The organism is Phaeobacter sp. CC-HEC084 (genome assembly GCF_059429255.1).
In genome coordinates this window covers 153,130-175,575 of record NZ_JCAIJQ010000003.1, presented here as the reverse complement: position 1 = coordinate 175,575, position 22,446 = coordinate 153,130, and the positions used below count along the sequence as shown (strand labels likewise).

The following is a 22,446-nucleotide window of genomic DNA, read 5'->3' as shown; positions in this document are numbered from 1 at the left end:
GGCTCTGGCCACGATTGATGTGCAGGAATTACGCTGCCGACTATAGGGATTGCTTGTCCAGGCATTCGAGGTGATGGTCGGGGAGCGGACTTTCATCGAGGGGACAAATCAACATTCATAGGAATGGGGAACGGACATTGGTCCGGCCCAAACCTCGTGGTATCAAGGGGTGGACCGGGCCAAGCTCTTCACTGACGCACGACCAAATACATGAAAGGTGCTCCATTTGAAGCATAAGACGATTGATTTAACTGCCGAAGTTAAGCGCGCCACATTACCGGATGGACTGCAAGGCTTCCTATTCCCCATGTATGAGGCAATTTCCAATGCCTTTCACTCAATAGAAGACAGGTGGGAAAACGATTTAGGGTCAGGACTCATAGCCAGTAAATGACGAGCGCTGCGAGTGCGATGGCTGACAGGAAGACCTTTGGGCACCTGTCGTAGCGGGTTGCGACACGTCGCCAATCCTTGAGCCTTCCGAACATGATCTCGATCCGGTTTCGGCGTTTATAGCGACGCTTGTCGTACTTTACCGTTTTCTTCCGCTGTTTTCGGCCAGGGATGCAGGCGCGTATCCCTTTGTCTTTCAACGCTTCCCGAAACCAATCAGCGTCATAGCCACGATCTCCAAGCAGCCAGTCCACCTTGGGCAAACTGCTCACCATGGCGCGGGCACCGATGTAATCGCTGACCTGTCCTGCGGTCACGAACAGGTTCAGTGGGCGTCCTTGGCTGTCGCAAATGGCGTGCAATTTGGTATTCATGCCGCCCTTCGTCCGACCAATCAGGCGTCCACGCCCCCCTTTTTGACGCCCAAACTGGTCGCTGTCCGGTGTGCTTTGAGGTAGGTCGCATCGATCATCACAGTCTTCTCTTCGCCGTGTTCGGCAGCCAGACCCACCATCATCCGGGCGAAGATGCCCTTGTCACTCCACCGCTTCCAGCGGTTGTAGAGCGTCTTGTGCGGGCCATAGGCCGCAGGGGCATCGCGCCAACGCAACCCATTGCGATTAATGAAGATAATACCGCTCAACACACGTCGATCATCGACGCGTGGCTTGCCATGGGACTTGGGAAAGAAGGGCTCAAGACGCGCCATCTGCGCGTCCGTAAGCCAGAATAGATCAGACATGTTACCGCTCGATTTTCGAACCGTGAATCACGCCGCTGGACGGAAATCAATGGGTCCTGACCCTAGTAGCTGTTTCCAGCGATTTCTTTAAGTCTTCTCAGTCGCGTGATCGGATCACAAACCTGCACGCTAAGATTCACCACAACAAAACCAAGAAGTCGATTAAGGACCACCTGATTGCAATGGCTAAAGCCCACATCTTGGACCTTGAGCAGACGTATACGTCCGATCGGCGTCTAAAGATGAAGGAACACGTTGACCACCTGATTGCGATTGATCCGCTTCTAAGGCGCGGCTTGGGAGGAAAGACCAGCGAAGAGTTTGTCAAGAAACGTGGCATCACGGAAACCCGCGAACAATTGGCACAAGATTTGTTCGTCGAACGCTTCCGACAGAAATTCGATTTCACCAAACTGAGTGAAGAAACAAGTGTCGAAGATCTTGTGCGGCTCGTACGAGACAAGATACCGGAAGATGCCAAAGAAGCGTTGGCGGTCTACGTTGCATATCGGAACAATGTGATCCAAGTATTTCGCCAGTTGCTCAACAAAGATGATGATGGGTTGGCGACCGAAGATAAGGTGCACAAACTGATTTATCCACGATACAGAGACAGTGAGCAAATCGACTATGCGTCTCACAATCTTTGGCTGATTGACGATGACTTGGCCTATGCACGCTACATTTCAAGTGATCGAACACCGGAAGGTAATGCGAGGCGCAAGGGCGAGTTTGCGCACGATTTGCTCATAAACAATGACGATGAGCTTATGATTGTAGAAATGAAGCGTCCCCAGAAAAAGGACTATGATAGCACCAAAGAGGCCGACACCAAGAACCCAGTAGACCAGTTGAAGAACCAAGTCTTGGACATCCGTGAGCGGGGCAAGGTCATCACTTCAGGCGGTCGCGAAATCTCTATTGATGCTACATCTATGGTGCGCGGATACATCTTGGCGGATTGGAACGATAAGCTTGAGCGCTATTTGAAAACGGAAGACTTCATCCGCACCAATTTCGGTGGGCAGATGGCCTATCGTTACTACCGAGAGCTGAATCTCATTATTGAAGTTCTGGCGTTTGATAGGCTGATTGACCGAGCCAGCAACCGCAATGAGGCGTTCGTCAGCATGCTGGAGGGACGCTCAAACTTTGACCGGAAGTCGAAGGGCACACTATCGGCAGCGCAATAGTCGTTCAATCGCACTGTAAAAACGGGCGACTACTGGTGGCCCCTCTCGATTGTCTTATCCCACTTAGGTGTCTGCAAAGCATGATAGGCCGAAATACATATGAAAAGTTGATACCGCGGCATGAACGCGAAGCGCTCGAGCAGGCATTGGGGATGGAAGGCGGATATGTTCTAGATTTCAGCGATCGCACTTTCAACGACTTCTTCTATGAGACCATTGCCATCGATCCGGAAGATCAGTCGCAGCTCTTTAGCGGGCGAGGAACATCGAAAGCGAAAAGATTGCGAGCGTTTGTCGAACGTGCTCAGCCCACGTTAGTGGCAAAAATCCTGCGCGAACTCTGGGAGTATCGGGAGGCGATAGAGTTTGCACAAGATGCGCGGAATGAAGACAAACTTAAAGAATCGTATTTTTCTACTGTCGCACGGATCGAGGGGCGTACGGATGCAATTGATGCCTCTGCCATTGAGACTTTCGAGCCGAACGAGACATTGGAAGAATTGGTTGCTTCAATCCGCCGTGACCTGGATGCAAACAAACCCCAAGCGGCGCTTGACCGCCTTCATACCTACTGCATGAAGCGTTTTGCCTCTCTTGTCCGCAAGCATGGTGGCGAAGATTGCGGGAAGGACGATGCCCTTCATGCGCGGGTCGCAAAATACGTTAAAATCCTCCGCGAAGAGAAGAACCTTAATCCCATCTCAGAGCGCATTGTCAAAAGCTCCATCAGCGTCTTCGAGGCGCTGAATCCAATCCGCAACGATCAGTCGTTTGCGCATGACAATCCTGACCTCGTGCAGATGGAGGAAGCTCGTTTTGTCTTCGACAGCGTGACTGCGTTCTTGCGGTTCTCCAAGGCTATTGACGGGCGCTTTTTCGAGGATTGATTGAGGTTAGCCCCCGTCGGCAACGTCCGGAGGCTGTGTGAAAACTCCCTTGCTGATCTGAATGATGGTATGATTTCTGCATTCGGTGCGGAGGCATTTTATGGGTCAGTTTATTGAGGGCATTGATCGACATCAGGCGATGTTGCTGCCTGAATGCCTTAACGACTACGTGGGTGAAGACAGCGCAGTTCGAGCGATTGATGCGTTCGTTGAGATGCTTGATCTTGCCGTGCTGGGCTTCAGCGCGTCGCCCGCTGCGACGGGTCGACCCGGCTATCATCCGGGGCTGATGCTGCGAATTTACCTGTACGGCTATCTCAATCAGGTCCAGTCATCGCGGCGATTGGAGCGTGAGTGCGGGCGCAACTTGGAGCTCATTTGGCTGACGGGCCGTTTGAAGCCGGACTTCAAGACAATTGCGGACTTCCGCAGGGATAACGGCCCCGCGATCCGCAAGGTCTGTCAGCAGTTCGTCGCGCTATGTCGCGACATCAACCTGCTGGATGGGACCCTCGTTGCTATCGATGGCAGCCGGTTCAAGGCGGTGAATGCGAAGGCCAAGAACTACACGCGTGGCAAGCTGCGTCAGAAGCTGGGCGAGATTGACAAGGCGATTGAACGATATCTGGGTGAGTTGGATCGCGCCGACGAGGTGTTTGAGCAGACCGGAACGGTATTGCCCGAAGCGCGCATGGAACGCACCCTGCGAAAGCTGGAACATCTGCAAAAGGAAGCCTGTCGCTACAGATCGATCGAGAGACGCATGGATGAAACGGGCGAGGCACAGGTGTCGCTGAGTGATCCCGATGCGCGCTCCATGGCGACAACGTCCCGCATGCCGCGCGTCGTGGGATACAACGTCCAAACGGCGGTGGAGGCAGATAACCACCTTATCGTCGCCCATGAAGTCACCATGCAGGGTTATGACAGGGATGCTTTGTCGATGATGGCGGTGGCCGCCCGCGATGCGATGGCCACAGATCAGATCGAGGTCATCGCGGACAAGGGGTACTACAAGAGTGAAGAAATCCTGGCCTGCGAAGAGGCCGGTATCGCGGTCGTTGTCCCCAAACCTCAAACATCGAATGCTGGTGCGCGCGGGCAGTTCGACAAAGCCGATTTTGCCTACGACGCTGCGGCTGACGCTTACATCTGCCCGGCAGGCCAACAACTGATCTATCGGTTCACGGGTCAGCAAGACGGCAAAGCGATCCGGACCTACTGGTCCAGCCACTGCGAGGGTTGCGTGCTCAAATACAAATGCACGAACAGCAAAGAACGTCGCATCCGTAGGTGGGAACATGAAGATGTTCTGGAACGTGTTCAACAGCGCCTGGACAAGGATCCCACCCAACTGGCTGTGCGCAGCATGACGGTCGAACACCCCTACGGCACGATCAAGTCATGGATGGGTGCGACGCACTTCAAGATGAGGCGGCTGAAAAACGTCGCCACCGAGATGGCCCTGCACGTTCTTGCCTACAATATGACCCGCGTCATGAAGATCATCGGCATCCCAGCCCTGATTGCCGCGATGAGGGCCTAATCCGCGATGCTTTGGCAAAAACGGCTTCTTGAAAAGGGAAACTGACCCAGAGCGCCGCAGAGGCGGAATCCTGGCCGAGCCTGAAGTTTCCAATTGAACCGATTGGCAAATCACGCTCCAAGACCCAAACTCGGGGAAAGCTGGGCAACACCAGCCAGTTTCCACACAGCCTCTCCGCTTTGCGGGCTGCAAATGCGGCAATCAGATTGAAGGATAAACGGCAGTTCGGGGCCGACCACGTCTGGCGTACGGCTTCAGTTCAGATCGACGCCGCCGAGGCGCGGCGCATGTACATGCGTTCGGATTAGGAACGCAGCGCCCGCGCCCGCGATGGCGCCGAAGAGATGTGCCTCCCACGACACGCCGGGTTGGCCCGGAAGAACGCCCCAGATAATAGAGCCATAGAGGACACCGACCACCAGTGCCGCGCCCAGCGTGATCGGGGAGCGATCCACAAGACCGCGCGCGATGAGGAAGCCAAACCAGCCGAAGATCAGCCCCGACGCACCGATATGGATCGCCGAGCCGCCGAACAACCACACGAGACCGCCCCCAAGGCCGATCACCACGGCGTTCACGGACAGCAAGGCTCGCGTGGTTGTTGCCACCAGCAGTCCACCCATCACCAGGAGCGGCGGCGTGTTGGCCATCAGGTGCGAGAAGCTCCCATGCAGGAGGGGCATAGCGATGACACCATCCAACCCGCTGCCATGCCTGGGGATCAGGCCGAAGGCCGGGTTCAGGCCGTAACCGGTGATCCAATTGACAACCTGAACCGCCCAGAGCAGCGCGACAAAGGCGGCAAGCGCCGCGGTTCGCCGGAAGAAGACGCGCATGTGATCCCGTTTCATCATGTTGGCGACAGTAGTCGTCCCCACAGCGCCTTCAACGGCTTTCGCGCGCTGCACAGGGTGCCACCTCCGGGAAAGGGGGTCGCGGCGGCCAACCTCGGTAGTGCTCAAGCCAAGAGAATGGCTCCGATCTTACACGGTGTTCCCAGGCCGCAGCGGCATGATTTCACGCTCGGGGCGCTTCAACGCTTCGGCATATTTGCGGGCATTGTCGTCAATCGTGCCGTGCCAAAGTTTGGAGACGAACGCGCGGGCGTCTTGAACTGTCATGTCTTTCAGCGAAGAGGACAGCGCCATGAATAGCTCATCCTCGCTGATCGCAGCGGCACGGTGCATGGCGTCCGCGTAAAATGATGGATCGTTCACAACCTGCTCGCTCAGAAGCATCCGCGCGAGGTTCTCTTCCGGGATCGCCATGAAGATCGTGTCCTGCAGGTCGGTCAGATAGGCGCGGCGCGATGTGGACACCGGCTTTCCCGCAGCCTTGGCCTCCAGAACTGCCTGCCTTGTCCTGTCGAGCTTTGCCCTTGCATGGGTCATGAGGACATCACGCTGTCGTTCAGGCAGCGCAAATCCGGTGCAACGCTCGATATGAGCAAGAAGCTCTGCAACCTCTGCGTCTACATCAAAGCTCTCGAACCACGGAGCTTTTCCCAGTCTCGCCACCATGCGCCTACCCTTGTCCATTCAATAATATATTATCGTATATCATAGTCAGCAGATCGCAAGCGGGTGGCGTCCTTGACGCAAACGGACATGGAAAAAGGGGAACCGTGATCCCACGGCTCCCCTTTCGGTTCAGATCGTCTCACCCCGCGCGCTGATCAGGCAACCAGCGACAGCCCCGCGCCCGCGTCTTGCGCTTGATCACCGCTGTCGATGAACGGAATGATCGAGAAAGTCTGGCCACCGCGCTGCTCTTCGTTCTGCACGGCGTTCACGCGCAGGTCGCCATCGGGCGTGTTGATCAGAAGCGACAGGTAGTCATTGCCCGTGCGGCTGCTCTTGGCCATCCAGGCCGAGCCGACGCGGATCGGTGTGCCCCGGGGCGAGCTGACCTCGATCCGGTAGTCGGGGTGGGTCTCCTCGGTCTTGTAGCTGTTTTCGATCAGCATGAACTCCAGATCGAACATCATGTTGGCGATGTAGCCGGTGAAGGCGTTGTCGGCGTCCATGGCGGTGAGCTCGCCCGAGATCGAGCCGGATTTCATCAGGCCGTTCGAGACCAGCGGGATGATCTCGAACGCGCCGCTCTGGGCCGCGCGCGCCTCGTTCGTCTGCACCGCGTTGACCCGGAACGGACCCAAGCCGACATCGATCTGCATCGAGATGTAGGGGTTACCGCTGGTATTGCCGGTCTCGTTCCAGGCCGTGCCGATGCGCACCTTGCGGCCTGATTTGTTGACGGCCGTCACGTCAAAATCCGGGCTGCGCGCGGACATCTTGGCCCGTGCCTCGAGCTGGATGGCGATGTCAAAGCGCGTCGAATGGATCATGCCGGTGTATTCGGCGGCTGCGGTCTCGACGTTGCGGGTGAGGGTTCCTGCGAACATGGGATAGTTCCTTCTTGGATTGGCCAGTGCCTGACGTTCTTGCCAGCGCATCCGGGATTGCTTTCTCGACCCCTCCTAGGGTCACAAATCAGAAAGCTTGCTTTCCCTTTATGCCCCGCCCCCGGCTCAGCGCTGCCGTCCGAGTGGATGTGCCCCCGCGCCTCCGGGTGCTACGCCCCTCCCCTGCCCGTGTGGTCTTGATTGGCTGCCAGGATTTTCCGCGCCGTCCTCCGATCGCGCGAGGAAGAACTCCGCCTCTTCCCCGTTCAACCTTTGCCCGCCCCTGTCGGTCAGGCCGATGCAGCTGCCGTTCAGCACATAGGTGATCAGGTACTGACCCAGCCGGTCCTTGTGGACAACGTAGCCGGTATTGGCCCAGTGCACGGTCTGCCCGGCATCGACGGCCGCTTTGATATCTTCGAGTGTCATGCACTCCTCCTCAAGAACAATAGTGGGGAAACGACGCAAGAAGCCCGGTCGTCCAACAGGGCTTACGCGCAGCATTCGTTGGGCAAACGACCGAGAGCTGTCAGGCGCTTTGCGTGGCTTGCGTCGCGCGCGCCGCCATCCAATCTTTCAGGCCAAGAACCGTTCGTCCGGCGGCGACCTCGGAGGCCCAGGCAACCCTTGGATCACCGCAGGGCTCCCCGCTGAGGTGCTGCTCGATATGGCCATTGGCCATCCATGGCTCAGGCTGTATGCGTCGCAGCCAGTCCGCCATACTCGGGATACGGCCTTGGCAGTCTTCACGGATATGCTGCTCGCCGATCCAGCGCACGGGGATGTCCCGACCTGCGCTATTGGTCAGGGTCAGACCGAAGACACGTTCAGCATCGAACAGACCTTGGGTATGGTGGCGAAGCGCCCTGTGCGTGAAGAGCGCCAGGTGCTCTTTCGAGGCATCGAACCAATCGTGGATGGCCTGATAGTCAGACGGCACCCCGCCGAATTTTCGGGCCGAGCTTTCGGCATGATGAAGCGGATGCGCCATATCAAAGCCCCTCGTCATAGCTGTGCGAGCATTCGACATAGCGGTCGGCGTGATCGAGGGTGATGCTGTCTGCTGCAATGTCCCAGGTCAGCGTGCCGTAGCCGCCCTCGTTGTTCTCGAACCCCGGATGATGGTGATAGGCGAGTGACCAGGCGAAATCGCCCACGGCGGTGACAAGCGCTTCCGGCAGTTTGACCTCCGCAGGCTGCACATTCACGTCCTCGACATTGCCAGAGTCGCCATAGCCTTCGTATTCGGCGGTGACCTCGTTGATGCCAAGCGCGCGCAATTGCGCGATCAGTTCCGCTCGGGTTGCTTTCAGGGTGGTTTCGCGCTCGGCGCGCCACTGAGCCGCCATTGCGGCATAGTCGATCTGGGGATTGGTCATGGGTCTGTCCTCTTGTCAGAAGTTGGGGGGCCAGGCGTCGCATTGGTCAGCGCGGGCCCGGAAAGCGCAGACCGGCCAAACCCCGATCCGCGACGCCCGACCCAAAGCCCGCTTTGGCTTTTCAGGCGGCTTGTTCTGCCGCCTTGGTGGTTCCCTGCCCAACGATCCGGGCCAGAATGCTGACCGTGTCGACACCGTCCCCATGCGGGAGGAACACCCGCAACTGGAAGGCGATGATCTCGGTGAAACAGCCAAGCGCTTTGAGGCTTTCGATCATACCCAGATCCGCACCGCCCAGCTCGAGGCGTATCTCGCCTGCGACACGGCGACGGGTCAGGGTGAGACCCCGGCCCAGATCGACCGGTGCGGTGGTGCCGAGGGCGGCGGTCAGCATCTCTTGCGGTGTTTCCGGGTTGGAGACGAGGAAGCGGGCGCGCAGCGCGGCCGCCCCTTCTTCGCTCAGCGTGCGCCCAATCATCGCGGTTGCCCCGTCAGGCGTGACCCTGAAGATGCGTTCATTCGTGGTCGGAATGTCCTTCCAGATCGGCAACAGCAGCCCGGTCAGCAGGTAGAGCTTGGTCGTGGTGGTATTCGGCAGGGACGCAGCCTCGGCATCCCAAAGCCGTGAGAACTCGGGCTTGCCGATCTCTTCCCAGGCCGAGGACGCGAAACGCACCTCCTCGAGATAGCTCGACCCGTTGGGCCGCACGGCCTTGCGCATGAGGGTGACGATATCTTCGTCATACATCTGCATTGGCCGCGCCGAGATGAGCGCCGCGCGGCCGGAGGCGCGATTGACCATCGGCAGCTTGTCGGGGTTGCGCGACAGGGCGCCATCCGCCGACAGCACACGGACCGGGTCCGTCACCTCGAGCCCGATGATCCGCGTGACCGCACCGGATTTCGGGCAGGTCCAGAGGTCTTCGGTGGAGACCTGTTCGATGTTTTCGCCGCGCAGGGTTTCGACGCCGAGATCGAGCGTGCCCGCCGCGCGCGCCCGTTCCGTCTGATCGGATATTCTCGCCATGAACTCCGCAAAGAGTGCGTTCTGCATGTGGATGGGAAGGGCAAGCACCCGGTTCAGAAACCGCTGGATCGGCGGCAGCTCCTCGAGCAGTACCCCGTCCTTGTCGATCAGCCGCAGGGCCGTCCAGTCGGTGAAGCTCTCAAAGCTCATCGCCTCGGCGCGCCCGGCGGCTAGATCGGCGAAATACCCACGCAAAGCTGCCCGTGCGATCGGGCTTTCCAGATTATCCTCCTCGCGGAACATGCCTTGCGAGCCGGTCTCGCGCTGACCCTTGGTCAAGGCCCCTAGCTGGTCGAGGCGCTTGGCGATCGTCGAGGTGAAACGCTTTTCGCCATGCACATCCGAGGTGCAGACCCGGAAGAAGGGCGCGCTGACCTGCGCCGAGCGATGCGTGCGCCCGAGCCCCTGGATGGCCGCATCGGCGCGCCAGCCGGGCTCCAGAAGATAGTGCCGCCGCCGTTTCTGGTTCTTCGCCATTTGGGCCGCATGGTAGGACCGGCCCGTGCCACCCGCATCCGAGAAGATCAGGATATCCTTCTCGCCATCCATGAAGGCCTGGGTCTCGGAGGAATTGCTGCTGGCGGCGCGCTTTTCGATGAAGAGATGGCCATCCTCGGCCTTGAGGGGCCGGATAGACCGCCCTGTCACTTCGGCCACTGCCTCGTCGCCAAAGGCCCAGAGGATCTGGTCGAGCGCCGAGGGAATCGGCGCCAGCGTCATCAACTCCATCATGGCCGCATCGCGCAGGGCGAGCGCCTCGCGCGAGACAACGAGCGCGCCGGTCTCATCCCGCAAGGGTTCCGCCACCATGTTACCGTCGATCTCGACCAGCTTTTGCGCATGGATCGGGAAGGCCTGTTCCAGGTAGCCCAGAACATAGTCGCGCGGCGTCAAGGCACCCTCGACGAGCTCGTCTTCCGCGTCCATCGTTTCAAGCCGACGTTTCAGCAGGCTCTCGCCGGTCGAAACCACCTGGATGACGCACGCGTGGCCCGTTGCCAGATCATCCTCGATCGCGCGGATGATGGTCGGTGCCTTCATGCCCATCAGCAGATGATTGAAGAAGCGCTGCTTCGTGCTCTCAAAACGGGACTTGGCCGAGGCACGTGCGGCGGAGGCGTTGGTCTCCCCCGAGGCATCGTTGACACCGGTCGCCGTCAGCGCCGCCTCGAGATTGTGGTGGATCGTCCGAAACGCACCCGCGTATGCATCGTAGATCTCGATCTGGGCCGGGGTGAGCGCGTGTCCGAGTACGTCATACTCCACCCCATCAAAACTGAGGGCGCGGGCCGTGTAGAGGCCAAGCGTCTTGAGATCGCGCGCGACCACCTCCATGGCAGCCACGCCGCCGGCTTCCATTGCCGAGACGAAACTCTCACGGCTCGGGAAGGGGTATTCGGGGCCCTGCCCCCAGAGCCCCAGCCGCGCGGCATAGGCCAGGTTGTGCACGCTCGTGGCACCCGTGGCCGAGATGTAGAAGACGCGGGCACGCGGTGCGGCCAGTTGCAGCCGCAGGCCCGCAAGGCCCTGCTGGGAGGGTTTGACCCCCCTGCCCTGCTCGGACCCTGCCGCATTCTGCATGGCATGGGCTTCATCAAATGCGAGGACGCCTTCGAAGTCTTCACCCATCCAGTCGAGAACCTGGCTCAGTCGCGTGGTACCGCATTTGCCCGCGGACCGCAGCGTGGCGTAGGTGACGAAGAGGATTCCGTCGCCCATCGGGACGGGCTGATCGGGTTTCCATTTGGAAAGTGGCTGAATGTCGGCAGGCGAGCCGCCGAGATCGGTCCAGTCGCGGATCGCGTCCTCGATAAGCGTGGCGGATTTGGAGACCCAGATCGCCTTCCTGCGCCCGAAAAGCCAGTTCACGAGAATGAGCCCCGCGCATTCGCGGCCCTTGCCACAACCGGTGCCGTCGCCGAGGAAATACCCGAGGCGATAGTGACACGCATACGGGTCATCATCGGCACGCGTCAGCTTTGTCTGGTCGTCATCGATCGTGAACCGGCCTGGCAAATCACGCCCATGGGCATCATGCGCCATGATGATGGTTTCCAGCTGTGCCTCTGAGAGATGTCCCTCCTCGATCAGCCTGGCGGGCAGACGCAAGTCATCACTGCCCGTGTTTGAGGGCATGGGCGGGGCAACCGAGGCCATGGCGATGCTTTCGACGAGCGGCGTGGGATGTTCTTGCGCACCCGCGATCTCGATCCGCTGCGGACGGTAGCGCGCATAGATGTCCGAGACGGGCGTGTTGTCGCGCGGGGCCTCAAGGCTTGTGAAAGTGAGCGGTATGGCGGCGTTGGTCTGAGCGTTGGACGCCGCAACTTTGGCAACTGGGCGCTTGCGCGTGACAAGTAGTGGACCGACCGATCGCGCATGAGGGTTTGTCGCCGCCCGTTGGACTGGGCGCGTCTCAGGCCGGTTTGCGGCCATGGTGTCAACAAAAGGAAGGGCTTCCTCCAGATCCTGAACCGCGGCGCGGATCATCTCGCCGTCCTCCTGCACCTTGTCGAAGACCATCAGTTGGGTTTCCACCGAGGTGCCGAGCTTGCGGTAGACCTGCCCCGGTATCGTCAACGCCAGTCGCGGCGTCAGGAGACCGCAGGCGCGCGACCAATGCGCGCCATCACGTTCGGGGCTGAACCCCGGCGGCATGATCGCCACCAGCCGCCCACCGGGTGCCAGGCGCTTCGCGGCCGCAATGAGATGTTTGGCAGCGATGTGCTTGTCTCGCGAGCGATCGACCGAGGAGGCAAAGGGCGGGTTCATCACCACGACGTCGGGTAGAACCGGCGTCTGCAGCAGATCGTCGATATGCTCACCGTCATGGCCCGTCACATCGCCGCCAAAGACCGCGCGCAAAAGGCTCTGGCGAAAGGGGTCGATCTCGTTGAGCACAAGGGTGGCACCGGCCCGGGCAGCGAAAACTGCCAGGGCACCGGTGCCAGCCGAGGGCTCCAGAACGGTCTCGCCCTTGCGGACCGCAGCCGCCCGCACAGCCAAGGCGGAAAATGGCATTGGCGTGGAAAACTGCTGCAGCCGGATCTGCTGCTCTGACCGGCGGGTTTCCGTCAGCAGCCGTGAGGCAAGCAGCTTTGCAGCAGCGATGTCACCTGCCGCGTCGGCCCCACGCAGCAGCACCTGGACGGCCGCGGCCTGCATCAGGTCATAGGCCATGCGCCAGTCCCAGGCACCGCCGGCATCGCTGCCATGAAACGTCTCGCGCATGATGCGCGCGAGCGCTGAGCTGCGCAGGGGTTGGTGGTCGAACTCCGCGCCGATTAGCGCTAGCGCAGAGGCGAGATCGGCTTCGGAGATTGCGAGAGCCGGGTTTGCCAGTTTGGGTTTGGACATGGGGATTTTCCTTTGGATCAGGGTCTGAGTTCCAAAGGACAAAAGCCCACTTTCGCTTTTCAGGGTGACGGGGGTCAGACTGCGCTGACCTCCAAGGCTTGGTCAGGACTTGGGTTCGACCTCCCGTTTCGCATCAATCAATGCCTGTGCGGCCTGCATCACCTGAACTTGAGATGTTCCCGTGCATTCCTCCTCCAGCGCGGCCTGCACCTTCGCGCGAAACCACGCGTCATACGAATTGACATCAGCCGCCACGGAAATGCTCCTCGAGCCCGATATCCAGCAGCTTGCCGAGGTCATCGGGCATGTCTGCAATGTGCACAGCAATTGGGAAACGGTGCCCCGTCAGGTCAGGCGCGCATTGCTCCTCTAGCCCGAGGTGCTGCCTATCCTTTTCCGCCTCAATCATTGTGCTTTCTCCGACCGTATTATCAGCCGATGCTACATCTACCAGCGGGGCGTCGTAAACGATAATGCCAAAGGGTCACAGCAAGCTGGCCCACTTACCGATCGGGCGCCGCTTCAAGGGACGTCTCGAACCGCTTGTTCGCCGCCGCTGCTTCTTTCAAGAGCGCGTCGAAATTGTCAGGTGGATTGCCATCTTCCAGCATCCCTTTGAACGTCGCATAGGCATCCGTCTTGCTGCCATAGGCGCGCAGGGTCTTGTCGTCGTTCACCCATGCCACCACGATGACCTTCGCATCGCTGTTGAACCGGTAGAACAGCCGATACTGCTGGAAGAATTTCGCCCGGAACCAGTGCTTGCGGTGATCGCCGAGTGTGCCGCCTTGCCGGAAGGCGGCGGCACCCGGATCTGCAGGTATGGCCTCGGTGACCAGCTTGAAGATGGCGGCCAGCCGTTTCGTCGGGTTTTTCTTGTGCCAGGTCTTGGGATCGCGAGCCTTACGCGCCTCTACCTCCTCGACCAGCCCTTCGAGCTGGTCCAGAAAGAGTGGGTGCGCATAAATCGACCATCCATTCACGACAAGGGGCGCTTGGGCGGGCACGCTATCGCCGCTCATTCATCCTCGAGCGATAGCGGCGCATCGAGATCGACATCAACGTCTCCGACCAGTGCTGCAAGACGGTCATGCAAAGCCCCATCGAAAGCCCGAATGCGGTCCGGATGCGCCTTGATATCGGCCTCGACAAAATCGAGAAAGGCTCCGAGCACGGGATCTTCCTCGTCGCTGCGCACGGGCTCGATATAGACCCTGCCACTCGGCTCGGTGCAGTAACGAATCTGGTCGCCCTTGCCCAGCTTGAGCTGTTTGCGCACACCCGCCGGCACGGTCGTCTGATACCGATCCGTGAGCTTCGAGACATCTTGTGCGAGGGCTGTCATGGCAGTCTCCTGAAGAAAAGGGGCTTTGCTGCCCGCGATAGGTAATGCATTTGCATTGCCTTGTCAAGACAAGCCGCAGCATCTGCTGTCGCCGGGCAGGTCGATGAACCGTCCGGCGCAGGACCTAATTTCGCCCCGCCAGGAACTCCGCCAGCACCGGGCTAGCCGCACCTTTCGTGGAGCTGAGCAGCTCCGAGCCCGCAAGCGAGGCCTTCGACAGGCGTACGAGCCCACCAGTTTCCTCGATGCGGTAGCAGCGGCGCTTTTGCCGCCCACGCCTGTAGTGGGTCGCGGTGACAATCTGGCAGGTACTGCCATCGGTGAGCGTCACAGGGGTGGCGAGCTTGATCTTGTCGCCTTCCTCGTAGTCCGGGATCGCAGCCCAGTCCTGGCAGCGCTGGCGCCAGGCATGAGCATAGCTGTCTGGGTCTTTCAGCTCGGACAGCAGGGCCAATAGGCTCAGTGGCGCGCGGGATTCGACCGGTCCCGCGCTTTCCTCCATGTCCTTGTAGCCCCAGCAGCCGTCATCATATCGGGTAAGGAATACGGCGGCGAAAGTGATGGAGCCATCCGCATCGGTGACATAGGTCGTGTCTTCGACAGGGGTGCCGTCGATATTTGTGACCTTTGCCGCCGCGTACCAAGTCGAACCCACCTTGCAGGCTTTGACCAGTTCCGTCTTGCGCCTTTCGCCCTCGAAGGTGCACAGCCGAGCAATCTCCGCTTTCTCATCCGCGTAGGTCTGGACGCGGCCGTCGGTGTAGAAGAGCCAACCCATCACGCCGCCCTCCGGTCATCGATTTCCATCAGCGCATCGAGCGGCACGCGGTAGGGCTGCATGGCGTCAAAATCCTCGCAATTGCCACAGTTCTGCACGATCGCAAAGGTGTCGCAGGCATCCTTGAGGATGACCCTGAAGGTGCCACCGAGGCCCGAGGGCACTTCGTAGGTCCCGCCGATGAGATAGTCCGAGGCCCGGCGCACGAAGACGCGGATGCTGTGGCCATCGGTGGCGAGCCGGATGGCCCCTCGCCCCCGGTCGATGAGCACCTGCACGTCATCCAGGATGTCGGTGTAAAACTGGCCGGTCAGATCGCGAAACGCCATGCGGCGCTGCGCCATCCAGTCGGTGTCCCGAAACGGGTTCATGCCGTCGGCGAAGGCGAAGGAGGGATCGGCCTGCTCGGTGGTAACGATACGGGTGGTCGTGCCATCGATGCCGTTTGAGCGCAGATGCACACCATTGCCGACGATGAGGATCAGGGCCGGCCTGTCCACGGGCCCGTTCCAGTTGGGCAGGAAGGTCTTGCAGGCACGCGCATGTGCGATTTGCGCCGCAACAGCGGAGGCAGAGAACTTGAGAATAGCCATGGGGATGTCTTTCTGTTCGGTTTGGAAGGGTCGACCCGCGCGGGCGGCATGGTCCACGCGCGGGTCGCGTGAGGACTCAGGCCGCTTGCGCGATGTCGCCGTCAGGCTCCGGGGTTTCCGCCGCGGGCTCCGCCTCATCACAGGCGACACCGGCTGTCTGCATCATGGGCGGGCACCAGGCGGCCACGGCAGCGCGCTGCGCGTCCGTGAGCGTGGCGAAGGGCTCGGCGAAGAGCTTGTCACAAAAGGCGACGATCTCCTTCTTGCTCGACGAGGCCAGCGTCACCGCCTCCTGGGCGAGACCCAGATCCTCGCCGAGGATCTTCAGGAGCCAAGCCTTCTTGAAGCGGTTGAAGAGCGCCGCATTCGGCGTCCAGTGGGAGCGGATGTCGGGCATGATCTCGATCTCGAACGCATGCATCAGGCTGTCGCGCTGGCGGTCCCGCGCGAAGCAGGACTGCGTGGTGCTGGCCGTGGCATAGGCCACGAGCTTGGCCTTTTCGCCTGCCTCCAGCGCGCGAAACGCCGCGAACTGATCGGCGGGCGCGCGGGTGTCATCGAGCCAGGAGAGGTCCAGCGCCTCATGCGCCGCCGCCACCTGCTCGCGCGAGGTTGCGTCGATCTCGTCCATCTTGGCATGGCTGCGGTATTACTTGCGGGCATCGATCTTGATCGCCTGCGTGACACTCATGCCGCTGGCCAGAACGTCGCTCACCAGCTTGAAGAGCGTCAGATCGAGCGTAGCTTCCGGATGCAGCGCCATCGCGGCCCCAAGCGCCATGGCTCGCTCGGTCTTGAGGTCCTCAGCCAGTGAGGCCGGATAGGTGATTTCGCCGGCGTCTGGGGCCTCCTCCCCGGTCGGGCTAGCCGAGGAGCCGCGCGCGCCCTCCTTTTTGACGGTGTCTTCCGGGCGGACGAGGCCAACATGGAGGGTCACCTGCCCGCCCGACCAGGACGCGATTACCCCAGACCGCGCGAGGTCCTCGGCGCTGTAGGCCTCCTGCAGGTCGCGGGCTTCCTCTTCCAAGGCGTCCACGCGCTCGTAAAGCGCGTTGTAGGCACCGTCCTCGAGCCCCTCATCCTCCATCTCGAGCTGCAGTTTCTCAAGCTCGGCGGTGATCTCATCGATGCGCTTTTGCGCAGCCTCATCAGGCTCGATCGGGCCGGGATAAACGCGGCCGTAGTCGGCCATGGTCGCGTAATCATAGCGGACCATGGCATCGGCCCAGGCAAAGCCCAGCTTTATGCGGGCCTCTTCGGCGGCGGCACCGAGCTTCTCGAGCAGGATGGTCTCGACCAGCGCGGCGTCTTCGAGCACGGAATGCTCTTCCAGAAGGTCAGCGGCGACAGCGCCGCCCCGCGCCTCGTAGTCCGCGCGCACGAAGGCCCCGATATCGTCACTGACCTGCACGCCGCGGGATTTGAGCGCCTGGCGGACCGTATAGGCCTGCAGGTAGCTATCTTCCTTGGTGAGCGCCTCGAAGACTTCGCGCTGCACCTCCTGGCTCGGATGCTCCGCAAAGGCCTTCATCGTGTCGAGCGTGATCGTCTTGGCCCGGGCCGCGGCGCGGATGTCGGGGTGGATTAGGCCATAGCGCAACCGGCCTTTCACGGCCGCCACCGTGGTGCCGAAGGTCTTTGCGATCGTCTCGGGCGTCTGGTCGTCGACCTCCATCATCCGCGCGAAAGCCTCGAACTCGTCGATGGCATTCATCGGCGCCTGGGTGATGTTCTCAGCGAGCGACAGGGCCGTGGTGACATCGCAATCCTCTGGCACAAGACGGCAGTCGATCTTGGCCTTCGCCGTGAAGCCTTTCGCGGCCCTGTCCGCGACCAGCTCCTTCAGCGCGGCATGCCGACGGCCACCGGCGAGGACAGCATATTTGCCGTCGAGCTTCTGGACCATGAGCGGCTGCAGGAGACCCAGAACGGCGATGCTTGCCTTCAGATGGGCGATGTTCTCAGGATCATAGGTTTCCGGCGAGTTGCTGCGCACATTGGCGGGATGTGAGACCAGATCGCCGATGGCGACGGAGACGGGTTTGAAGCTTGTGGTCATGGCGTTTCCTTTTCGGTGGGTTTGGAGCGGCCCGCGCATTCAGATGCGCGGCCAATCCCCGTCTTCAGGGATCACCACAACAAAAGGCCCACTCTCCCTTTGAGGGGTCAGCGGGCCTTCATCGCCTGGGCTGTCAGGAGGGGTGTCCCCTCCCCTACCAGTCGCGCGCCAGCATGATGGTCAGCACGCGCATGGTGGTGGCGGGATTGTCCGGGGCCTCGGCGCCATAGCGGAAGTCGGAATCCGCTTCGTACAAATCCAGTTTCCAGAACACGGTCTCGCCGCGGACCTCGACCGCCCCGAAATCATGCCATCCTTCGGGATCGTTCTCGGGCTCGAAGGTCTCGAACATGCCCGTGGCCTTCACCGCCTCGGCCATGAAGCCGTCACCAGCCTCCATAATCGAGCGGGTGACATGCATGCGGCCCTGTATGGGCTGCGCGGGCGGCACCCCGAGGCAAGCGAGCTTGCGAAACGCGTCGTTCTGCGCTGCGATCACACTCGAGTCCGGGCGGTCTGTCTGGGGTTGTGCGGTACTGGTCATGGGGCATTCCTCTGTGAAGTTGAAACACCCTTCCCAAAGCCTGCTTTCCCTTTGCCGACACACATCCCCTCAAGCGGCCTGGTCGACCTCCCATGCCCTGCCCGCCTCCGACAGTGCGATCAGGTAGTCGCAGGCGCGCTGCGCGTCAGCGGCGTGTTTGAAGATGGCGCCCTTGTCCGAGCGCAGAACCCGCAGCCAATTGTAGAGATACGCCGCGTTCATCTCGAGCGTATGGGCCGTAAAGCCGAGCGTCTGACCAAGGAACACCGAGGTCAGCTCGGCGACGATCTCTTCGCGGGCATAGGCCGTGTTGCCGAAGCGCGAGAGGCCGTAGTCGCGGTTCAGCCGATGGCGCGCCTTGGTGGCATGGGCGAGCTCATGCGCCCAGACCCCGTAGAAGTTCCGCGGGTTCTCGAACCTGGAAATGGATGGCATGAACACCTTGTCTACAGGTGGCAAATAGTAGGCTTCCGTCCCCGTGAAGACGGTCGTGATGTCGATGGCGTCGAAAAACGCCTGCATGTGCGGGATGGGCTCGGACGGAGGATGCTCGGGTGCGGGCTCCGGGTCGGGGAAGAAACTGTCGGGCAGGCCATCGATCTGGCAGGCATTGAACACGCGGTAGGCTTTCTGGAAGCGGAAGATGCGGGCTTCCTCGGAGCGATCATCGCCATCGCTGCGGTCGTCCTCGCCGCCCGCGTCTTTCCGGCTTTGGCCGTAATAGACGACGACAGAGGATTTCTCGCCCTTGCGGACCTTTGCGTCCAACGCATTGGCCTGCGGCAACGTCATCCAGAAGGGCGAGCTGTGGCCCGCCATCACCGTTCGCATGGTGAGCAGGAAGTTGTTCACACCCTGGTAGGGTTCTCCGCCCACGCGCAGGGGACGAGAGCTGCCGCCAATGGTCCAGGGCTTGCGCCAGGGCAGGACGCCGCGCTCGATGATGCGGATGATTTCGTTGGTGATGACCTCGGAGGCATCGAATTTGGGCGTGCGGGATCGGGCCATGGCTGGCCTCCTTTCGAGTGTTGATGAGAGGGAGTGGCGACTAGGTTGACCGACAGGGCCGTGGATCGTTGGTGATGCTCGCGCCGAGCTCTTCGACCATGTCGATGTAGGTGGTCAGAGAAACGGACCTGCCGGCACCCGAATGCTCAGGGTTGACCGATCCGTCCCGCCTCACCTGCGGCAGGTTCGCGAAGGCGATGACATCGGTGATGGGCCGGATATCGATGAGGGGCGTCCCTCGTGCGACTGCCAGGGCGGCCAACGGAAAGCACTCGATCGGCGTGAGAGTCGAAACGTTGGTCCAGCCGAGATGCAGGAAAGTGCCACCCTCCCCGCAGATCACATGCGCGTCCGGCATTGTCGCCGCCTGCCTGAGATAGCCGAGGTCACGCTGGACGGTCTGGCGTTCGAGCTGCTGTGCCAGCGCCGTCTGGCCAGTTCGGCGCAGTTCTCTATGCCGCCACCAGGAGGCAGCGGTCGCGCGCAAGACGCGCAAGACACCTATTTGCATGGGAATGCCCTTATCAGGAACGGCAGACCGGAACCCGGCCCGGACCCGTCCGAGGCACCCCAAAGGCCCTCATCCGTCAGTCACAAAACCCGAAGTCCACTTTCACTTTCCACCAGCCAACTGGTCTGAGGTAACTGTCAATGGCTCGACACCACCGCGGACCCCAGTGACTGCATGCAGTAAGTGCCGGTTCCGATCCAAGATCGGCAAGCCATATCGGCAACTCCGGTCCGACTGCCGCAGTCTTTGTCATATTATCAATAACTTATCTGACGTTCTCGATCGGAAAAGAACGCGCCAACGGCGACTTCTCAAGCCCAAAAATCAGGGTTTTCGACGTTCTGAGTAATGGAGCGTTACGAATAAGTATGGGAAACGAAGGCACAGCACTTCCTGAAAACTTGAATTTCAGCAATATTGCCGCTATATACCGTCAGTATCACTGTAGGAGCACAGATCATGCACATCACGAGCTTTGCTGAAGCTGGGCAATTCGAACCGCGGAAGATCGCCGCGGTGCTACGCACATCAGCAGAAGAGATCGCATTGACCGTCGGCTTGGGCAAAGACGCGTTGCAGAGGCGAGCCCGCATCGGTTCGGACAAGACGCAGCGCCGCCTGCGCGAATTGGTAGAGGTGCTGAACAAAGTCGAACCCCGCTTCGGCTCGGAACTGATGGCCTATGCATGGTACCGGTCAGAGCCCCTGCCCGGCTTTGATGGCCGAACAGCCATGCAGCTGGTTCAGGAAGGCAAAGCTCAGCAAGTTCTGGAATACATCGATGCGGTCGATGCAGGCGTCTTTGCCTGATGCCGCTGAAAGATGGACGCTACTCAGGGCCGCTCTACCGCGCCCTGAACCCGGTCTATGCGCGTGAACCTCTGTCCGGACTAGGCGCTGAACTCTATGGAGGGCGCTTTAATGCCAAGGGCACCCCTGCCCTCTACACCTCGCTGGATCCCGCGACCGCTCTTAGAGAAGCCAACCAGGTAGGCAGCCTGCAACCCACTATCCTGGTGTCCTACAAGGCCGACCTTGGGCCTATTTTCGATACCCGCGATCAGGACAGGCTCGATCGGTATGGTGTGACAGCGTCAATGCTTGCCGACCCTGCATGGCGCATGAAGATGCTCGATGGCCAACCTGTGCCGACACAGGATTTGGCAAGCGCCCTCATAGCAGATCGGTTCGCGGGGCTTCTGATCCAGAGTTTTGCAAAGGGCGCGTCATCATCTGACTTCAATATTGTGCTGTGGGTCTGGACTGACAATATAGGTTCTTTGGAAGTGGTGGATGACGAAGAGCGGCTGTCACGCATGTGAGTTGTGAGACTTGGTGCCTGATCTGTCCACCGCGGTGGACATCGGCGGGTCGGAGGAACACGGATTGACCGTGCAGTATCGCCCTAGTGTAATTTGGCTCGGTCGCTTTGATGCACGTGGAGAGACCGCGCGTCATTGGACTAGTTGCCGGCCAGACGTCCACCGCGGTGGACACTAGGCGGTTTGCATAGCAGTTTTTGACAGACGCTTGATCAAAGCCACTGGATCAAACTGGTCTTGACGTTGGCCCAAGGTGATACTGTGAAAATACGCTCCAAAGTCCCTGATGCGTTGTCCAAGTTGCAGCATGATGAAGATCGCGCATGACGCTTTCTGAGCTCCTACCGCATTCTTGGCTTTCTCGAACGTTTCTGGGTGAATGCCCATCATGGGTGCAAGTGTTCGAGCATGTATCTCAATGTCCAACCAGTCTCTAAGTTTCTCTGTGGAGAACGATGTCGCTTGATCGCAGACTGAGGTTAGCAAGTCCGGTTTCAGAGCTTCATTGCCTATGTTGCTATCTAAATCTTTTTTTTCTTCTTCGGACTTAGATTGGTGCCGGACAGTTTGTCCGTCATTGGCGGGCAATTCCACAGTTTCTGGTGTGTCATCTGGTGTATTCAAACTCAGGCATTCTCTGTCCGTGTCAGCGAGCAGCGCGTGGTATTCGGGCAGGCTCAGCTTCCTGCGTAGAGCTCTCCGTGCGTGGTTGATGAATGAGTTGCTGGGATCATGCTCTTCCAAATGGGCGAGCTTTGTAAGGATCTGTTTGCGGACAAATATCCGATCCCGCCGGTTATTATCCATCTCATGTGCGATGGCGATAAGCTCGCTCGCGCGTTGGAGGAGGGGGGTTAGAGACAGTCCATAGCTGATGCATTCCCCGCTGGACGAGCGAACGCGGTAGCGCTTTCGGTTCGAGCTGTCATTGCGTTTGATGAACCCGAGTTCGACGAAGCGGTTGATGTGTCTGCGGAGCGTCCGTTCGTCGATTCCGCCGACGCGCTGGCAAATCGAGTCGTTGGACGCGAAAACCGTTTCGCCATGGCCGGGCTTCAAGAAACTGAGCATGGCTTGAAGTGTTTGGATATGGCCAGGACGCAGACCGAATACACTACGTGCATCTCTCAGTGCCCTGAAGATGGTCCAGATGTCGGTTTCATCCGCAGAAATTGAGCCGCGTGATGCATCAGCACCAGCGGTTCTGATCGATAGTTTTGTAAATGCCATGGTTTGTTCACGACGACCGTTCGGCCCACAGCTTCCCAGTCTCTTCCCGAGATTTCGCTCAGGAAAAGGCAATAAAAATCCGTCCACCGAATCGGTGACTCTTGACCGGTTTGCTGGAGGTTGCTACA

At 60.0% G+C, this 22,446-nt stretch carries 23 protein-coding genes and 1 pseudogene; 5 read left to right on the top strand and 19 right to left on the bottom strand.

All coding sequences use genetic code 11. The features are described from left to right. Positions 1-377: 377 nt before the first annotated feature. Positions 378-1,135, bottom strand: a protein-coding gene (locus tag AC5SSZ_RS13210) for an IS5 family transposase (protein WP_495437918.1) whose coding sequence is annotated in 2 segments (ribosomal slippage) — positions 378-814 and positions 814-1,135 — 759 coding nt in all. Because the reading frame shifts where the segments join, the coding sequence is not laid out codon by codon here. 242 nt (positions 1,136-1,377) lie between these two features. Between AC5SSZ_RS13210 and AC5SSZ_RS13205 the strand changes: the two genes are divergently transcribed. The 3 genes from AC5SSZ_RS13205 (at position 1,378) to AC5SSZ_RS13195 (ending at position 4,761) form a co-directional block, all read left to right on the top strand. Then, on the top strand, positions 1,378-2,328 hold the full coding sequence (locus AC5SSZ_RS13205) for a hypothetical protein (protein ID WP_495438360.1): 951 nt from the start codon (positions 1,378-1,380) through the stop codon (positions 2,326-2,328). 80 nt (positions 2,329-2,408) lie between these two features. Beyond that, positions 2,409-3,215: an abortive infection family protein gene (locus tag AC5SSZ_RS13200; protein WP_228711384.1), complete on the top strand. Its 807-nt coding sequence runs from the start codon at positions 2,409-2,411 to the stop codon at positions 3,213-3,215. A 100-nt stretch (positions 3,216-3,315) separates the two neighbouring features. Beyond that, positions 3,316-4,761 carry an IS1182 family transposase gene (locus AC5SSZ_RS13195; protein ID WP_065331940.1) on the top strand — a complete coding sequence of 482 codons (1,446 nt, stop codon included), beginning with the start codon at positions 3,316-3,318 and terminating at the stop codon, positions 4,759-4,761. Positions 4,762-5,015: 254 nt separating this feature from the next. On the opposite strand, the gene AC5SSZ_RS13190 is transcribed toward AC5SSZ_RS13195, so the two are convergent. The 17 genes and pseudogenes from AC5SSZ_RS13190 to AC5SSZ_RS13110 form a co-directional block, all read right to left on the bottom strand. After that, positions 5,016-5,597 (bottom strand): rhomboid family intramembrane serine protease, encoded by a 582-nt coding sequence (locus AC5SSZ_RS13190; RefSeq protein ID WP_040610019.1) that lies wholly within the window; start codon positions 5,595-5,597, stop codon positions 5,016-5,018. Positions 5,598-5,744: 147 nt separating this feature from the next. Continuing rightward, complete coding sequence (locus AC5SSZ_RS13185) at positions 5,745-6,281, bottom strand: hypothetical protein (RefSeq protein WP_228711382.1); 537 nt, start codon at positions 6,279-6,281, stop codon at positions 5,745-5,747. A gap of 155 nt (positions 6,282-6,436) precedes the next feature. After that, positions 6,437-7,165, bottom strand: a complete 729-nt coding sequence (locus AC5SSZ_RS13180) for a DUF736 family protein (protein WP_065331686.1) — start codon at positions 7,163-7,165, stop codon at positions 6,437-6,439. A 126-nt stretch (positions 7,166-7,291) separates the two neighbouring features. Beyond that, positions 7,292-7,594, bottom strand: a complete 303-nt coding sequence (locus tag AC5SSZ_RS13175) for a hypothetical protein (protein ID WP_065331687.1) — start codon at positions 7,592-7,594, stop codon at positions 7,292-7,294. Positions 7,595-7,694: 100 nt separating this feature from the next. Continuing rightward, complete coding sequence (locus AC5SSZ_RS13170) at positions 7,695-8,156, bottom strand: DUF6915 family protein (protein ID WP_065331688.1); 462 nt, start codon at positions 8,154-8,156, stop codon at positions 7,695-7,697. A 1-nt stretch (position 8,157) separates the two neighbouring features. Continuing rightward, positions 8,158-8,544, bottom strand: a complete 387-nt coding sequence (locus tag AC5SSZ_RS13165) for a DUF6878 family protein (RefSeq protein WP_065331689.1) — start codon at positions 8,542-8,544, stop codon at positions 8,158-8,160. A gap of 121 nt (positions 8,545-8,665) precedes the next feature. Continuing rightward, the gene (locus AC5SSZ_RS13160) at positions 8,666-12,928 is read right to left on the bottom strand and encodes a bifunctional class I SAM-dependent methyltransferase/DEAD/DEAH box helicase (protein ID WP_065331690.1); all 4,263 of its coding nucleotides are present in this window, start codon (positions 12,926-12,928) and stop codon (positions 8,666-8,668) included. Positions 12,929-13,030: 102 nt separating this feature from the next. Next, entirely contained in the window at positions 13,031-13,183 is a 153-nt protein-coding gene (locus tag AC5SSZ_RS13155; protein ID WP_009820264.1) for an antitoxin PaaA2 family protein, read from the bottom strand. Further along, complete coding sequence (locus tag AC5SSZ_RS13150; RefSeq protein ID WP_165610558.1) at positions 13,173-13,337, bottom strand: hypothetical protein; 165 nt, start codon at positions 13,335-13,337, stop codon at positions 13,173-13,175. The genes AC5SSZ_RS13155 and AC5SSZ_RS13150 overlap by 11 nt, the downstream gene beginning before the upstream one ends. Positions 13,338-13,431: 94 nt before the next feature. Further along, positions 13,432-13,950: a type II toxin-antitoxin system YhaV family toxin gene (locus AC5SSZ_RS13145; RefSeq protein WP_065331691.1), complete on the bottom strand. Its 519-nt coding sequence runs from the start codon at positions 13,948-13,950 to the stop codon at positions 13,432-13,434. Beyond that, positions 13,947-14,273 carry a type II toxin-antitoxin system PrlF family antitoxin gene (locus AC5SSZ_RS13140; RefSeq protein WP_005668772.1) on the bottom strand — a complete coding sequence of 109 codons (327 nt, stop codon included), beginning with the start codon at positions 14,271-14,273 and terminating at the stop codon, positions 13,947-13,949. The genes AC5SSZ_RS13145 and AC5SSZ_RS13140 overlap by 4 nt, the downstream gene beginning before the upstream one ends. 124 nt (positions 14,274-14,397) lie before the next feature. Continuing rightward, the gene (locus AC5SSZ_RS13135) at positions 14,398-15,051 is read right to left on the bottom strand and encodes a DUF6927 domain-containing protein (protein ID WP_024099305.1); all 654 of its coding nucleotides are present in this window, start codon (positions 15,049-15,051) and stop codon (positions 14,398-14,400) included. Beyond that, entirely contained in the window at positions 15,051-15,644 is a 594-nt protein-coding gene (locus AC5SSZ_RS13130) for a hypothetical protein (protein WP_025042408.1), read from the bottom strand. The genes AC5SSZ_RS13135 and AC5SSZ_RS13130 overlap by 1 nt, the downstream gene beginning before the upstream one ends. A 76-nt stretch (positions 15,645-15,720) precedes the next feature. Then, a pseudogene (locus AC5SSZ_RS13125) lies at positions 15,721-17,703 on the bottom strand (ParB/RepB/Spo0J family partition protein). 154 nt (positions 17,704-17,857) lie between these two features. Further along, positions 17,858-18,247, bottom strand: coding sequence for a DUF3768 domain-containing protein (locus AC5SSZ_RS13120; RefSeq protein ID WP_065331692.1), 390 nt, complete (start codon positions 18,245-18,247; stop codon positions 17,858-17,860). 69 nt (positions 18,248-18,316) lie between these two features. Then, positions 18,317-19,255, bottom strand: a complete 939-nt coding sequence (locus AC5SSZ_RS13115; protein WP_065331693.1) for an ArdC family protein — start codon at positions 19,253-19,255, stop codon at positions 18,317-18,319. A 40-nt stretch (positions 19,256-19,295) separates the two neighbouring features. Then, positions 19,296-19,766 carry a hypothetical protein gene (locus tag AC5SSZ_RS13110; protein WP_065331694.1) on the bottom strand — a complete coding sequence of 157 codons (471 nt, stop codon included), beginning with the start codon at positions 19,764-19,766 and terminating at the stop codon, positions 19,296-19,298. Positions 19,767-20,225: 459 nt separating this feature from the next. Here AC5SSZ_RS13110 and AC5SSZ_RS13105 point away from each other — a divergent pair, with 459 nt between their 5' ends. Both AC5SSZ_RS13105 and AC5SSZ_RS13100 read left to right on the top strand, forming a co-directional pair. Beyond that, positions 20,226-20,576 (top strand): MbcA/ParS/Xre antitoxin family protein, encoded by a 351-nt coding sequence (locus AC5SSZ_RS13105; protein ID WP_065331695.1) that lies wholly within the window; start codon positions 20,226-20,228, stop codon positions 20,574-20,576. Further along, positions 20,576-21,088 (top strand): RES family NAD+ phosphorylase, encoded by a 513-nt coding sequence (locus AC5SSZ_RS13100; protein ID WP_065331696.1) that lies wholly within the window; start codon positions 20,576-20,578, stop codon positions 21,086-21,088. The genes AC5SSZ_RS13105 and AC5SSZ_RS13100 overlap by 1 nt, the downstream gene beginning before the upstream one ends. 174 nt (positions 21,089-21,262) lie before the next feature. Here the strand turns inward: AC5SSZ_RS13100 and repC are convergent, their stop codons facing one another. Then, positions 21,263-22,318 (bottom strand): plasmid replication protein RepC, encoded by a 1,056-nt coding sequence (gene repC / locus AC5SSZ_RS13095; RefSeq protein ID WP_065331697.1) that lies wholly within the window; start codon positions 22,316-22,318, stop codon positions 21,263-21,265. Positions 22,319-22,446 lie beyond the last annotated feature (128 nt).

Coding starts and splice junctions, on each gene's coding strand:
- AC5SSZ_RS13205 (WP_495438360.1), top strand. CDS start 1,378: ATGAAGGAACACGTTGACCACCTGATTGCGATTGATCCGCTTCTAAGG.
- AC5SSZ_RS13200 (WP_228711384.1), top strand. CDS start 2,409: ATGATAGGCCGAAATACATATGAAAAGTTGATACCGCGGCATGAACGC.
- AC5SSZ_RS13195 (WP_065331940.1), top strand. CDS start 3,316: ATGGGTCAGTTTATTGAGGGCATTGATCGACATCAGGCGATGTTGCTG.
- AC5SSZ_RS13190 (WP_040610019.1), bottom strand. CDS start 5,597: ATGCGCGTCTTCTTCCGGCGAACCGCGGCGCTTGCCGCCTTTGTCGCG.
- AC5SSZ_RS13185 (WP_228711382.1), bottom strand. CDS start 6,281: ATGGTGGCGAGACTGGGAAAAGCTCCGTGGTTCGAGAGCTTTGATGTA.
- AC5SSZ_RS13180 (WP_065331686.1), bottom strand. CDS start 7,165: ATGTTCGCAGGAACCCTCACCCGCAACGTCGAGACCGCAGCCGCCGAA.
- AC5SSZ_RS13175 (WP_065331687.1), bottom strand. CDS start 7,594: ATGACACTCGAAGATATCAAAGCGGCCGTCGATGCCGGGCAGACCGTG.
- AC5SSZ_RS13170 (WP_065331688.1), bottom strand. CDS start 8,156: ATGGCGCATCCGCTTCATCATGCCGAAAGCTCGGCCCGAAAATTCGGC.
- AC5SSZ_RS13165 (WP_065331689.1), bottom strand. CDS start 8,544: ATGACCAATCCCCAGATCGACTATGCCGCAATGGCGGCTCAGTGGCGC.
- AC5SSZ_RS13160 (WP_065331690.1), bottom strand. CDS start 12,928: ATGTCCAAACCCAAACTGGCAAACCCGGCTCTCGCAATCTCCGAAGCC.
- AC5SSZ_RS13150 (WP_165610558.1), bottom strand. CDS start 13,337: ATGATTGAGGCGGAAAAGGATAGGCAGCACCTCGGGCTAGAGGAGCAA.
- AC5SSZ_RS13145 (WP_065331691.1), bottom strand. CDS start 13,950: ATGAGCGGCGATAGCGTGCCCGCCCAAGCGCCCCTTGTCGTGAATGGA.
- AC5SSZ_RS13140 (WP_005668772.1), bottom strand. CDS start 14,273: ATGACAGCCCTCGCACAAGATGTCTCGAAGCTCACGGATCGGTATCAG.
- AC5SSZ_RS13135 (WP_024099305.1), bottom strand. CDS start 15,051: ATGGGTTGGCTCTTCTACACCGACGGCCGCGTCCAGACCTACGCGGAT.
- AC5SSZ_RS13130 (WP_025042408.1), bottom strand. CDS start 15,644: ATGGCTATTCTCAAGTTCTCTGCCTCCGCTGTTGCGGCGCAAATCGCA.
- AC5SSZ_RS13120 (WP_065331692.1), bottom strand. CDS start 18,247: ATGACCAGTACCGCACAACCCCAGACAGACCGCCCGGACTCGAGTGTG.
- AC5SSZ_RS13115 (WP_065331693.1), bottom strand. CDS start 19,255: ATGGCCCGATCCCGCACGCCCAAATTCGATGCCTCCGAGGTCATCACC.
- AC5SSZ_RS13110 (WP_065331694.1), bottom strand. CDS start 19,766: ATGCAAATAGGTGTCTTGCGCGTCTTGCGCGCGACCGCTGCCTCCTGG.
- AC5SSZ_RS13105 (WP_065331695.1), top strand. CDS start 20,226: ATGCACATCACGAGCTTTGCTGAAGCTGGGCAATTCGAACCGCGGAAG.
- AC5SSZ_RS13100 (WP_065331696.1), top strand. CDS start 20,576: ATGCCGCTGAAAGATGGACGCTACTCAGGGCCGCTCTACCGCGCCCTG.
- repC (WP_065331697.1), bottom strand. CDS start 22,318: ATGGCATTTACAAAACTATCGATCAGAACCGCTGGTGCTGATGCATCA.